Origin of the sequence: Paracoccus sp. UBA5162 (assembly GCF_002413585.1) — a bacterium.
Taxonomy (GTDB): Bacteria; Pseudomonadota; Alphaproteobacteria; order Rhodobacterales; family Rhodobacteraceae; genus Paracoccus.
In genome coordinates this window covers 10524-23149 of record NZ_DHXG01000090.1, presented here as the reverse complement: position 1 = coordinate 23149, position 12626 = coordinate 10524, and the positions used below count along the sequence as shown (strand labels likewise).

At 65.5% G+C, this 12626-nt stretch carries 10 protein-coding genes; 4 read left to right on the top strand and 6 right to left on the bottom strand.

Annotated elements, in window-relative coordinates; all coding sequences use genetic code 11:
* Nucleotides 1-20 precede the first annotated feature (20 nt).
* The 4 genes from B4A72_RS14715 to B4A72_RS14700 are packed head-to-tail and all read left to right on the top strand — an operon-like array spanning nt 21 to nt 4610.
* Nucleotides 21-1193, top strand: coding sequence for a DegT/DnrJ/EryC1/StrS family aminotransferase (locus tag B4A72_RS14715; RefSeq protein ID WP_292978971.1), 1173 nt, complete (start codon nt 21-23; stop codon nt 1191-1193).
* On the top strand, nt 1190-2260 hold the full coding sequence (gene gmd, locus B4A72_RS14710; protein WP_292978969.1) for a GDP-mannose 4,6-dehydratase: 1071 nt from the start codon (nt 1190-1192) through the stop codon (nt 2258-2260). The genes B4A72_RS14715 and gmd overlap by 4 nt, the downstream gene beginning before the upstream one ends.
* Nucleotides 2257-3690 carry a mannose-1-phosphate guanylyltransferase/mannose-6-phosphate isomerase gene (locus tag B4A72_RS14705; protein WP_292978967.1) on the top strand — a complete coding sequence of 478 codons (1434 nt, stop codon included), beginning with the start codon at nt 2257-2259 and terminating at the stop codon, nt 3688-3690. The genes gmd and B4A72_RS14705 overlap by 4 nt, the downstream gene beginning before the upstream one ends.
* Nucleotides 3690-4610, top strand: a complete 921-nt coding sequence (locus B4A72_RS14700) for an NAD-dependent epimerase/dehydratase family protein (RefSeq protein ID WP_292953565.1) — start codon at nt 3690-3692, stop codon at nt 4608-4610. The genes B4A72_RS14705 and B4A72_RS14700 overlap by 1 nt, the downstream gene beginning before the upstream one ends.
* Nucleotides 4611-4680: 70 nt before the next feature.
* Here the strand turns inward: B4A72_RS14700 and metH are convergent, their stop codons facing one another.
* The 6 genes from metH to B4A72_RS14670 all read right to left on the bottom strand — a co-directional run bounded on the left by metH (nt 4681) and on the right by B4A72_RS14670 (nt 12339).
* A complete protein-coding gene (gene metH / locus B4A72_RS14695; protein WP_292978965.1) occupies nt 4681-7389 on the bottom strand; it encodes a methionine synthase in 2709 nt (902 codons plus the stop codon).
* Nucleotides 7382-8437 (bottom strand): homocysteine S-methyltransferase family protein, encoded by a 1056-nt coding sequence (locus B4A72_RS14690; protein ID WP_414692141.1) that lies wholly within the window; start codon nt 8435-8437, stop codon nt 7382-7384. The genes metH and B4A72_RS14690 overlap by 8 nt, the downstream gene beginning before the upstream one ends.
* Nucleotides 8438-8589: 152 nt before the next feature.
* Nucleotides 8590-9333: an SDR family oxidoreductase gene (locus B4A72_RS14685; protein WP_292953574.1), complete on the bottom strand. Its 744-nt coding sequence runs from the start codon at nt 9331-9333 to the stop codon at nt 8590-8592.
* Between the two features lie 98 nt (nt 9334-9431).
* Nucleotides 9432-10325, bottom strand: a complete 894-nt coding sequence (ppk2, locus tag B4A72_RS14680; RefSeq protein WP_292953577.1) for a polyphosphate kinase 2 — start codon at nt 10323-10325, stop codon at nt 9432-9434.
* Nucleotides 10325-11251, bottom strand: a complete 927-nt coding sequence (locus B4A72_RS14675) for a homoserine O-succinyltransferase (RefSeq protein WP_292953580.1) — start codon at nt 11249-11251, stop codon at nt 10325-10327. The genes ppk2 and B4A72_RS14675 overlap by 1 nt, the downstream gene beginning before the upstream one ends.
* A 224-nt stretch (nt 11252-11475) precedes the next feature.
* Nucleotides 11476-12339, bottom strand: coding sequence for an ATPase (locus B4A72_RS14670; protein WP_292953583.1), 864 nt, complete (start codon nt 12337-12339; stop codon nt 11476-11478).
* Between the last annotated feature and the right edge of the window lie 287 nt (nt 12340-12626).

The following is a 12626-nucleotide window of genomic DNA, read 5'->3' as shown; positions in this document are numbered from 1 at the left end:
GCATGACCAGAGGCGCGCGCGTGTTCTATCCCCTTGCCAGCACGACCTGGGACGATGCCGAATGCCGGGCGCTGCAACGCGTCATCGTCTCGGGTCGGCACACGATGGGCCCCGAGGTCGCGGCCTTCGAAACCGCCTTTGCCGCGCGTGTCGGCAGCCAGCACGCGGTGATGGCCTCGTCGGGATCGGCCGCGAACCTGCTGGCGCTGGCGGCGGCCTTCTGGCACCCCGATCTGGACTGGCGCGCCGGCGACGAGGTGATCGTGCCCGCGGTCAGCTGGTCCACGACCTATTTCCCGGTGACGCAGACCGGCCTGAAACTGCGCTTCGTGGATGTCGAGGCGTCCACGCTGAACATCGATCCCGATCTGGCCTGCGCCGCGATCACGCCACGGACGCGCGCGATCCTGGCGGTGAACCTGCTGGGCAATCCGGCGCGGCTGGACCGGCTGCGCGCCATCTGCGACCGCCACGACCTGCTGCTCATCGAGGATAATTGCGAATCCATGGGCGCCTCGCTGGACGGGCGGGCGGCCGGGGCATGGGGGGATCTGGGCACGTTTTCCAGCTTCTTCTCGCATCATATCTGCACGATGGAAGGCGGCATGGTCGTCACCAATGATCGCAAGCTGCACCACAACCTGATCTGCCTGCGTGCCCATGGCTGGACCCGCGGCCTGCCCGACGACACCCATCTGCCGGTCGATCCAGACCCGTTCCAGCGTCAGTTCCGCTTCGTGCTGCCCGGCTATAACCTGCGCCCGCTGGAGATGGAGGGGGCGACGGGAACCGAACAGTTACGCAAGCTGCCGGAATTCGTCGAGGAACGGCGCCGCAACGCCGCGATCTTCGGGAAGGCTTTCGCGGACCATCCCGATCTGGATATCCAGGCCGAAACCGGCATGTCGTCGTGGTTCGGCTTCGCGATGATCCTGAAGAATCGGCTGGCGGGCCGTCGTGGCGCCCTTGTCGCCGCGCTGACCCAGGGCGGGATCGAAAGCCGCCCCGTCGTCGCCGGAAATTTCCTGAACAATCCCGTCATCGCCAAGCTGGATCACAGCGTCGCGGGACCGATTGTCGCGGCCGATCGCATTGACCGCGACGGCTTGTTCACCGGCAACCACCATTACCCGATCCCCGACCAGATCGCGCGCCTGCGCGAGATCGTGGACCGCGTCGCGGGACAGGCATGACGAGACGCGCCTTCATCACCGGGATCACCGGGCAGGACGGGGCCTATCTGGCCGATCTGCTGCTGGAAAAGGGCTACGAGGTTCACGGGCTCAAGCGCCGGTCATCCAGCTTCAATACCGCGCGAATCGACCATCTGTCGATCGACCCGCACCGCAACCGGCGCTTTCATCTGCATTACGGCGACATGACCGATGGCAGCGCGCTGATCCGCACCCTGGCGGAAATCCGGCCGGACGAGATCTACAACCTCGCCGCCCAATCCCATGTCCGCGTCAGTTTCGACATGCCGGAATACACCGCCAATGCCGATGCCATCGGCCCTCTGCGTCTGCTGGAGGCGATGCGATTGCTGAACCTGGCCGGAACGCGCTTCTATCAGGCCTCGACATCCGAGCTGTACGGCAAGGCGGCCGAGGTGCCGCAGACAGAGACGACGCCGTTTCATCCGTGCTCGCCCTATGGCGCGGCCAAGCTTTATGCCTACTGGATCACGGTGAATTACCGCGAGGCCTATGGCCTGTTCGCGTCCAACGGCATCCTGTTCAACCATGAAAGCCCGGTCCGGGGCGAAACCTTCGTGACGCGCAAGATCACCCGCGCGGTGGCCGCCTTGCAGATGGGACTTCAGGATTGTCTCTATCTGGGCAATCTGGACGCCCTGCGCGACTGGGGTCACGCACGAGACTATGCCGAGGGCATGTGGCGGATCCTGCAACACGACAGGGCCGAAGATTTCGTTCTGGCCACGGGCCGGACCCACAGCGTCCGCGATTTCTGCGAGGCGGCCTTTGCCGAGACCGGCACCCGGCTGGAATGGCGCGGCGCGGGGCTGGACGAGACCGGGCACGACGCGGCCACGGGGCGCTGCCTGATCCGCATCGACCCGACCTATTTCCGCCCCGCCGAGGTGGACGTCCTGCAAGGCGACGCCGCCAAGGCCCGCGCTCTGCTTGGCTGGACATCGCGCATCTCTTTCGCGCAACTTGTGGCCGAAATGGTCGCCGAGGACCGGCGGCTTCTGGAAACCGAAAGGCTGGCGCGCCGCGCCTATGGGGTCATGGAATGAAGACGATCACTCCGGTGCTGATGGCGGGCGGTTCAGGGACGCGGCTATGGCCGGTCTCGCGCAAGGCCTTCCCGAAACAATTCGCGGCGCTGATCGGGGATGAGACGCTGTTTCAGGCCTCGGCCCGACGGCTGTCCGGACCGGGCTATGCCCCGCCGATCGTGATGACCAACGCGGATTTCCGTTTCATCGTGGCCGAACAGCTGGATCAGCTTGGGCTTGAACCCGCAGCGATCGCGATCGAACCGGCGGGACGCAACACAGCGCCCGCGATCCTTGCGGCGGCGCTGATGGTCGCCGACGACGATCCCGAGCGGCTGCTGCTGGTGGCGCCCTCGGATCATGTCATTCCGGATCCGAAGGCCTTTGCGGCGGCCGTGTCCGAAGGCGCGCAGGCCGCGAAGCAGGGGCGCATCGTCACCTTCGGCATCACCCCGGACCGCCCCGAAACAGGCTATGGCTATCTGGAACTGGCCGGCGGTGGCGAGGGTCCCCAGCCTCTGGCGCGTTTCGTTGAAAAGCCTGACGCGGAACGCGCGGCGCAGATGCTGGCGCAGGGAAATTACCTGTGGAATGCGGGGATCTTCCTGTTCAGCGCCCGCGCCATGATCGAGGCGTTTCACGCCCATGCCCCCGACTATCAGACGCCGGTGCGGGCTGCGCTGGACGGCGCCCGCCGCGATCTGGGTTTCCTGCGGCTGGCGCGAGCGCCCTGGGAAAGTCTGCCGGACAATTCCATCGATTACGCGGTGATGGAAAAGGCCGACAATCTGACCGTGGTGCGTTTTTCGGGCCGCTGGTCCGATCTGGGCGGCTGGGACGCGGTCTGGCGCGAGCAGCTGGAACGGATGCCTGCCGGCGACGGGGTCGTCGCCGATGCCAATTCCACCGCCATCGATTGCCGCGACGTGCTGCTGCGATCGGACCATGCGGATCTGCAATTGGTGGGTATCGGATTGCAGGACGTGATGGTCGTGGCCACCGGGGACGCGGTCCTGGTTGCGGACAAATCGCGCGCGCAGGATGTGCGGCAGGCCGTTACCGCGCTGAAGAAGAAAGGCCGCAAGCAGGCCGAGGCGTTCCCGCGCGATCACCGCCCCTGGGGCTGGTTCGAGACGCTGGCGCTGGCCGACCGCTTTCAGGTCAAGCGGATCGTGGTCAAGCCGGGCGCGGCGCTGTCGCTGCAAAGCCACGTCCATCGCTCCGAACACTGGATCGTGGTCAGCGGCACGGCCAGGGTCACGGTTGACGATCACGTCACGCTGGTGACCGAAAACCAGTCCATCTATATCCCGCTGGGCGCGCGCCACCGGATGGAAAATCCGGGCAAGGTGCCGATGGTGCTGATCGAGGTGCAGACCGGATCCTACCTGGGCGAGGATGACATCATCCGCTACGAGGATGTCTATGCCCGCGACAGCGGCGATTGATGCGCGTTCTGCTGACCGGCGGCAGCGGCATGGTCGGCCGCGCGCTGCTGCGGCTGGCGCCCCGGGTCGCGCCGGGGCTTGACCTGCTGGCGCCATCGCGCGCCGAATTGCCGCTGACGCAGCGAGAGGCGGTGACCGACTGGATCACCGCGCACCGGGTCGAGGCGGTGATCCACGCGGCGGCGAAAGTCGGCGGGATTCAGGCCAACCTGGACGATCCGACCGGGTTTCTGGCGGAAAACCTGCGGCTCAACGATGCCCTGATCATGGGTGCGTTCCGGGCCGGCGTGTCGCGGCTGGTCAATATCGGCTCGTCCTGCATCTATCCGCGCGACTGGCGCCAGCCGCTGGTGGAAGAGGATGTGCTGGCTGGCCCGCTGGAGCCTTCGAATGAGGGATATGCCCTGGCCAAGATCACGGCGGCGCGGCTTTGCGCGGCGATCTCGGGACAACACGGATTCGCCTACCGGACCCTGATTCCGTGCAATCTGTTCGGCGCGCAGGATCATTTCGGACGGGATTCGGCCCATCTGGTCGCCGCAGCGATCACCAAGATCCTGCGCGCCAAGGCGGATGGCGCCGATCATGTGACGATCTGGGGCGGGGGTCGGGCACGGCGCGAATTTCTGGCCGTCGATCATCTGGCCCGGTTCGTGCTGACGGCGCTGAACCGTCTGCAAACCCTGCCGCTGCTGCTGAATGTCGGGGCGGACCGGGATTACAGCGTCGATGAATATTACCGGATGATCGCTGACCTGGCCGGCTGGCGGGGCCGGTTCATCCACGACCGCAGCCGCCCCGAGGGGATGCAGGCCAAGCTGATGTCATCGGCCCGCGCGCGTGACCTGGGCCATGCGCCGCCTGCCGACATCCGGCCCGATCTGCGCATCGCGATCCGGGCCGCGCGGATGGCGCTGTAGCATCGCGCGACCCCGGCCCGGCCCGGCCGCGTCGCGGGCACAGGCTGGGCGGCGGCCGGTTCTCGCGCCATCAGGCGGCGTCTGCCTTTGGCTGGTAGTTCAGCACCGGGGCCAGCCAGCGTTCGACCTCGGCCAGCGACATGCCCTTGCGATCGGCATAATCGCGCGCCTGATCCTGTTCGATCTTGGCCACGCCGAAATAATAGGCCTCTGGATGACCGATATAGAGGCCCGACACCGACGATCCCGGCCACATCGCCATGCTTTCCGTCAGCGTCACCCCGGTCGCGGCTTCGGCGTCCAGCAGGCGGAACAGCGTGTCCTTTTCGGTGTGGTCGGGCTGCGCCGGATAGCCGGGGGCCGGGCGGATGCCGGCATAGGGCTCGGCGATCAGGTCCTGGGGCGCATGGGCTTCGTCGGGGGCATATCCCCACAACTCGCGGCGGACCCGTTCGTGCAGCATCTCGGCCATCGCCTCGGCGATGCGATCGGCCAGCGCCTTGACCATGATCGCGCCGTAATCGTCGTTGGCGCGTTCGTACCGGGCCGAGATTTCCTGTTCCTCGGGCCCTGCGGTGACGACGAAAGCGCCCAGATAATCGCGGTGCCCCTCGGGTGCCACAAAGTCGGACAGCGCCACGTTGGGGCGGCCTTTGCGCTTGGTCACCTGCTGGCGCAGCGTGTGAAAGCGTGCCAGCACCTCGGACCGATCCTCGCCGGTAAACAGGTGGATATCGTCGCCCACCGCGTTGGCCGGCCAGAAGCCCACGACCGCGCGGGGCCGAAACCAGCCGCCCTCGATGATCCGGGCCAGCATCTCTTGGGCGTCGTCGAACAGGCTGCGCGCGGCCTGCCCCTGTTTTTCATCGTCGAGGATGCGCGGATAGACGCCCTTCAATTCCCAGGTCTGGAAGAACGGGGTCCAGTCGATATAGCGCGCGATCTGCGCCAGATCCCAGTCCTCGATCACCCGCCTTCCCGAAAAGGATGGCGTGGGCGCGGCGAATCCGGTCCAGTCCAGTTTCAGCGCGTTGTCCCGCGCGGCCTGCAGGGGCAGGCGCGACTTGGCAGCCTCGGCGCGTTCGTGCCGGTCGGCCACCTCGCTGTATTCGGCCCGGATGCCCGCAACGTAATTCTGTTGCTGGGCGGGTGACAGCAACGACGAGACGACGCCGACCGCGCGGCTGGCATCGGTGACATAGACGGCAGCGCCCCTGTGATAGCGTGGTGCGATCTTGACCGCCGTGTGGATCTTCGAGGTCGTGGCCCCGCCGATCAACAGCGGCAGATGAAAGCCCTCGCGTTCCATCTCCTGCGCCACATGGACCATCTCGTCCAGGCTGGGGGTGATCAGGCCCGACAGGCCGATCACATCGACATTCTGTTCACGCGCGACGTCCAGGATCTTCTGGCTGGGCACCATGACGCCCAGGTCGATCACCTCGTAATTGTTGCAGGCCAGCACGACGCCGACAATGTTCTTGCCGATGTCGTGGACATCGCCCTTGACGGTGGCCATCAGGATCTTGCCCGCGCTTTCACGCTCGGTCCCGCCATTCAGGCGCTTTTCCTCTTCCATGTAGGGCAGCAGGATCGCCACCGCCTGTTTCATCACGCGCGCGGACTTGACCACCTGCGGCAGAAACATCTTGCCCGCGCCGAACAGGTCGCCCACCACGTTCATCCCGGCCATCAGCGGGCCCTCGATCACATGCAGCGGCCGCTGGGCCGCCTGGCGGGCCTCCTCGGTATCGGCATCGATATATTCGGTGATCCCGTTGACAAGCGCATGTTCCAGCCGCTTTTCGATCGGCCATTCGCGCCATGACAGATCCTTTTCCCGCCGCTGCGCCCCGCCTTCGCCGCGATAGCGTTCGGCGATCTCAAGCAGATGTTCGGTAGCATCGGGGCTGCGGTTCAGGACCACGTCCTCGCAGGCATCGCGCAGGTCCGGGTCGATCTGGTCATAGACAGCCAGTTGCCCCGCGTTGACGATGCCCATGTCCATGCCCGCCTGAATGGCGTGATACAGGAACACCGCATGCATCGCCTCGCGCACGGGTTCGTTGCCGCGAAAGCTGAAGGACAGGTTCGACACGCCACCAGAAACATGCGCATGGGGCAGGTTCGCGCGGATCCAGCGCACGGCATCGATGAAATCCACGCCGTAATTGTTGTGTTCGTCGATCCCCGTGGCCACGGCGAAGATGTTGGGATCGAAGATGATATCCTCGGGCGGGAAGCCGACTTCATCGACAAGGATGCGATAGGCGCGTTCGCAAATCTGGATCTTGCGCGCCGCGGTGTCGGCCTGGCCCTGTTCATCGAACGCCATCACCACGACCGCCGCGCCATAGGCCAGACACAGCCGGGCGTGCTGGCGAAACTGGTCTTCGCCCTCTTTCATGCTGATCGAGTTGACGACCGGCTTGCCCTGGACGCATTGCAGCCCGGCCTCGATCACCTCCCATTTGGAACTGTCGATCATGATGGGCACGCGGGCAATATCGGGTTCGGCCGCCAGGAGGTTGAGGAATTCGACCATCGCCGCCTTCGAATCGATCAGCCCCTCATCCATGTTGATGTCGATGATCTGGGCGCCATTCTCGACCTGATCGCGGGCGACCTCCAGCGCGGCGGCATAATCGCGGTTCTTGACCAGCTTGCGGAAGCGGGCGCTGCCGGTGACGTTGGTGCGTTCGCCGATATTGACGAAGGGAATGTCGTCGGTCAGCACGAAGGGTTCCAGGCCGGATAGCCGAAGTTGGCGTTCAGACATAGTCGGGCACCTTTCGCGGGCTGAATTCTGCGACCGCATCGGCGATGGCACGAATATGATCGGGCGTCGTGCCGCAGCAGCCGCCGACGACATTGACCAGCCCCTCGCGCGCGAAGTCCGCCACCTGCCGGGCCGTATCCTGCGGCCCCTCGTCGTATTGGCCAAAGGCATTGGGCAGGCCGGCATTGGGATAGGCGCAGATCAGCGTGTCGGCCACGCCAGCCATCTCGGCCAGATGCGGGCGCATGGCCGAGGCGCCAAGCGCGCAGTTCAGCCCGACCGTCCAGGGCCGAGCATGGCGGACCGAATGCCAGAAGGCGGTGGGCGTCTGGCCCGACAGGGTGCGCCCCGAGGCATCGGTGATGGTGCCTGAAATCATCAGCGGCATACGCTGGCCATGCGCCTCCATCGCCTGAAGGCAGGCAAAGATCGCGGCCTTGGCGTTCAGCGTGTCGAAGATCGTCTCGATCAGCAGGATATCCGCGCCGCCCTCGATCAGGCCCCTGGCCTGCTGAAGATAGGCCGCCCGCAGATCGTCGAAGGTCACGGCACGAAATCCCGGATCGTTCACATCCGGGCTGATCGATGCGGTGCGGTTGGTCGGGCCCAGGGCGCCGGCCACGAAACGTGGCCTGCCATCCTCGGCGGTGGCGCGGTCCAGGGCCCGCCGCACGACGCGCGCGCCTGCGACATTCAGATCGTGAACGGCCGCTTCCAGTCCGTAATCGGCCTGCGCGATGGTGGTCGAGGAAAAGGTGTTGGTCTCGACGATATCGGCCCCGGCCATGGCATAGCGATAGTGGATGTCCTCCACCGCCTCGGGCTGGGTCAGGACCAGCAGGTCGTTATTGCCCTTTTGCGGTCGCTCCGAAGAATGCCCGCAGGCATGTCCCGAGCCGGTACCGGCATAATCCACTTCGTCAAGGTCCAGATTCTGGATCTGCGTGCCCATCGCCCCGTCAAGGATCAGAATCCGTTCGGCCGCCGCGCGATCCAGCAGGGCGAAAGCAGGAGAAGGGGGCAATGCGGTCATATCGGGCCTCGTCATCGAAGCCTGCTGGATAGACAGCGGCCCGGCGAATGGCAAATTCATAATCCGCGAGAAGATCATGACGTGAATCGATAATCTTTTGCGCCTCTCCCTCGCGCTCTTTCCAAATACCTTCGGGGGGTCCGGGGGGCGAAGCGCCCCCGGCCGTCTCAGGTCATGCGCAGGCCGCCGTCCAGCCGGATCACCTCGCCGTTCAGATAGGCGTTCTCGACGATCGTTCCCGCCATCCGGGCGAATTCGGCCGGATCGCCCAGCCGTCGGGGAAAGGTCACCCCGGCGGCCAGCCCGTCCTGCACTTCTGTCGGCAGACCGCGCAGCATCGGCGTTGCGAAGATGCCGGGTGCGATGGCGCAGATGCGGATGTTGCGCGAAGACAGGTCACGGGCGATTGGCAGCGTCATCCCGGCGATCCCGGCCTTCGAGGCCGCATAGGCCGCCTGTCCCTTCTGCCCGTCGAAAGCCGCGATCGAGGCCGTGTTGACGATGACGCCGTTCTCGTCGCGGCCATTCCTCGCCATCTCGGCGGCGGCCAGCCGCAGCACGTTGAAACTGCCGATCAGGTTGATCTCGACGGTGCGGCGAAAGCCTGCCAGGCTGTGCGGCGCCTCGCGGCCCAGGGTCTTTTCACCGATCACGATGCCGGCGCAGTTCACGCAGATGTCTATGCCGCCCATCGCCTCGACCGAGGCCGCGATGGCGCGGGATACGCTGTCCTCATCGGTCACGTCGGTTTCGGCGAAACCGGCGCCCATGGCCCGCGCGACCCTTGCCCCGGCCGGATCGCGGTCCAGCAGCACGACCTGCGCGCCGCGTTCGCGAAAATGCCGGGCCGTCGCCTGGCCAAGCCCCGAGGCACCGCCGGTCACGACGGCGCGGCTGACTGACAGATCCATGCGTCTTTCCCCCTGTGATCGGTGCCAATCTGGCACGACCGCCGCAGCCTTTCCAGACCGCCATGGCCGTTCGGCGGACCGGCCGGACCCTGCGCGGTTCAGGTCAGCAGCATTTCCGGACCGCCGGCGATCTTGGGATCGACCTCGCCGATCCGCTTGCGGTCCTTGCCGGCGTAATCGACCGCGTTCAGCACCGTCTGGATCGCCGCGATCCGGGCCCGGCGCTTGTCGTCGGACCGGATCACGGCCCAGGGCGCGATGGGCGAATGCGACAGGTTCAGCGTGTCGTGAATCGCCTGGGTATACTCATCCCATTTGGCCAGACCCTCCACGTCGATGGACGACAGCTTCCACTGTTTCAGCGGATCCTTCTCGCGGTCGAGGAAACGCTGCAATTGCTCGGCCCGGCCCACGTTCAGCCACAGCTTGACCAGGATGATGCCGTCATCGACCAGGGTCTGCTCGAATCCCGGAAGCTGCCGGAAGAAGGCGTTGCGCTGCGTCTCGGTCGAGAAGCCGAAGACACGCTCGACCACGCCGCGATTATACCAGCTGCGGTCGAACAGCGCGATTTCGCCGGCAGCGGGAAGCCAGTCCACGTAGCGCTGGAAATACCATTGCCCCGCCTCGCGTTCGGTCGGCTTGGGAAGCGCCACGATATAGCACGAGCGCGGATTGAGGTTCTCGCGCAGGCGTTCGATCGTGCCGCCCTTGCCGGCCGCATCGCGGCCTTCGAACAGCACCACCAGACGTTTGCCGGTCGAGGAAATGTCGTGCATCATACGGACAAGCTGCAACTGCAGCATCTCCAGATGATCCTCGTAATCGGTCTTGTCCATCTCCTCGCGGTAGGGATAGCCGGGATCGAGGATCTCTTTCTTGCCGGCCTTCTCGATGGTCTTGCGGACGTCCCTGGGGGCGCCCCGGTCGAGATAGTCGCTGATCTGGCCGACCAGCGGCAGGTCGGGCGCGGAGGGTTTCGCTTTCGCCATCAAGGGGTTCCGATCCTGGACATGTCGTATTGCGTGGTCTGGTAGATTTCGTTGATCCAGTTGCCGTAGAGCAGATGCGCATGGCTGCGCCAGCGGTTCAGCGGCATCCGGGCCGGATCGTCGTCGGGATAGTAGTTGCGCGGCACCTCGATGGCCTTTCCGGCCAGCGCGTCACGGTCATATTCGTCCTTCAGCGTCGTGCTGTCATATTCCAGGTGGTTGAAGATATAGAGCGCGCGGCGACCCGGATCCTCGACCAGGCAGGGGCCGACCTCGTCGCTGGCCAGCAGCGTGGTCAGGGCCGGGCGCTGGTCCAGTTCGTCCTGCCGCACCTCGGTCCAGCGGCTGACGGGAACCAGCACGTCATCCGAGAACCCGCGCAGATAGGGCGAGGCGGCCAAAAGGTTCCGGTGCCGAAAGCAGCCGAAGGCCTTGGCGTCCAGGATGTGCTTGGGAAGGCCGTGGAAATGCCAGGCCATCGCCATCCCGCCCCAGCAGACGCCGAAGGTGGAATGGACATGGGTCTGGGTCCAGTCGAAGACTTGGGTCAGTTCGTCCCAGTAGGTGACCGCCTCGAAGGGCAGGTGTTCGATCGGCGCGCCGGTAATCACGAGGCCGTCGAATTTCTCGCCCGTCGCCGCGACCTCGCGGAAGGGACGATAGAAGCTTTCCATGTGGTCGGCGGCCGTATTGCGGCTTTCATGATCCGACATGCGGATCAACTGAAAGTCGATCTGCAGGGGCGTCGCGCCGATCAGCCTTGCGAACTGGTTCTCGGTCTGGATCTTGCGGGGCATCAGATTCAGCAGGCCGATCCGCAGCGGGCGGATATCCTGGGTTGCCGCACGCCCCGGCGACATCACCATCACGCCCTCTTCCGACAGGATTCGGTAGGCGGGCAGGTTCTCGTTCAGGGTGATGGGCATGGCTGCGATCCTTTTGCGACCGATAAGTAGAAGGCAGCGGCGGTCACGGCAAGATGCCGTGCCGCGATGGCGGGCGGGCAAGGGGGGCGCCGCCCCCCGTCGCGTCCCGCGACTCCCCCCGAGGTATTTGGAAAGAGCGCGAGGCAGAGACACGAGGCAGGCGTGATCGAATGCGCCGGATGCGCCCGACCCGGGACGGTTTCGGCGCCCGCCGGCGGGCCGGATCAGTCCGGCCGCCGGTCGATGGCGCGGGCGATGAGGGCATTGAAATCGGCCGGGTCCTTCACCTCGGCCACCTCTTCGGCCAGCACCGTGATGCCGCGCCGCGCCATGGCCTGATAGCGCGGCTGGCGATGGGCCAGGGCGCGGGCATAGGTCCAGCGGATGAAATCGTCGGGGTTGACCTCGTCGCCGGTCAGGCCCTTCTCGACCCGGTAGGCGACCCAGGCGTTTTCGAGGAATTCGGGCTGGTAATACATCGGTTTCGGCGCCCTGTCGAAGCGGCGGACCAGTTCGGCGGTATGCGCGTCGCTGCCCTTGATCCAGACCATCAGCAGATCGCGCGCCAGCGCCGACAGGACCGGATCGTCGGGATCGTCCGGATCGACCACCTCGCAGATCGAGCCGCCGCTGTCGCAGACGAAATGCGGAATGCCGTAGATCCGGATTGCGCGGGACATGAAGTGATGGGTGTCCAGAAGCGCCGCGATCTCGGCCCGGCGGTGCTGGTCCTGACGTTGGTGATATTCGTCGAAAGGCAGGCCGCCGCGGCTGGGGCTGCCGGGCTTGCCGAGATAGGTCGATAGCGGCGCCAGATTGTCGAAGGTGATGTTGCTGGCGATATAGACGCTGTCGGATAGCAGCAAGTCACGCAGGAACGGAACCTTCATCGCCTCGTGCTTGAAGTTGTCGGCGATATATTCGCCCATGTAGCGGGTGCCGATGCGGTAATCGACCGAATAGTGAAACCACTCTCCCGAGGCGCGCAGCATGTTCGACAGATGGGTCTTGCCCAGTCCCGACATGCCGAACAGCAGAACGCGCCGGTTCGCTGCCCGAAGCCAGTCCTGGCCGCTGTGATGGATCATGTGCCGCCCCGTCCTTGGTTTCGGACTTGGTAATCCGCGGCGCGCCCAAGGGAAAGGGGCGGGCGTCAAGCCAGCGCAGGTTTCGGTGCGGCCATGACCGGTGCGGGGACGGCCGGGGTGGCGCCGCCCGGCCCGGAGCGGCATCGGCGACAGCCTTGCACCAGGGCGGGCTGGCGGAAAGGCCCCGACGATGCGGCGGGCCTTTCCGTTTCTTCCTGGTCGGGCGATCAGAAACTGTAGCCGATCCTCATTCCCACGCCCCAGGCGTCATTGCCCTTCATGTCCGC

Bases quoted from the DNA above. Each gene is read 5' to 3' on its own strand.
- B4A72_RS14670 (WP_292953583.1), bottom strand. From the start codon at position 12,339: ATGATCCATCACAGCGGCCAGGACTGGCTTCGGGCAGCGAACCGGCGC.
- gmd (WP_292978969.1), top strand. From the start codon at position 1,190: ATGACGAGACGCGCCTTCATCACCGGGATCACCGGGCAGGACGGGGCC.
- B4A72_RS14685 (WP_292953574.1), bottom strand. From the start codon at position 9,333: ATGGATCTGTCAGTCAGCCGCGCCGTCGTGACCGGCGGTGCCTCGGGG.
- B4A72_RS14705 (WP_292978967.1), top strand. From the start codon at position 2,257: ATGAAGACGATCACTCCGGTGCTGATGGCGGGCGGTTCAGGGACGCGG.
- ppk2 (WP_292953577.1), bottom strand. From the start codon at position 10,325: ATGGCGAAAGCGAAACCCTCCGCGCCCGACCTGCCGCTGGTCGGCCAG.
- metH (WP_292978965.1), bottom strand. From the start codon at position 7,389: ATGTCTGAACGCCAACTTCGGCTATCCGGCCTGGAACCCTTCGTGCTG.
- B4A72_RS14675 (WP_292953580.1), bottom strand. From the start codon at position 11,251: ATGCCCATCACCCTGAACGAGAACCTGCCCGCCTACCGAATCCTGTCG.
- B4A72_RS14700 (WP_292953565.1), top strand. From the start codon at position 3,690: ATGCGCGTTCTGCTGACCGGCGGCAGCGGCATGGTCGGCCGCGCGCTG.
- B4A72_RS14690 (WP_414692141.1), bottom strand. From the start codon at position 8,437: ATGACGAGGCCCGATATGACCGCATTGCCCCCTTCTCCTGCTTTCGCC.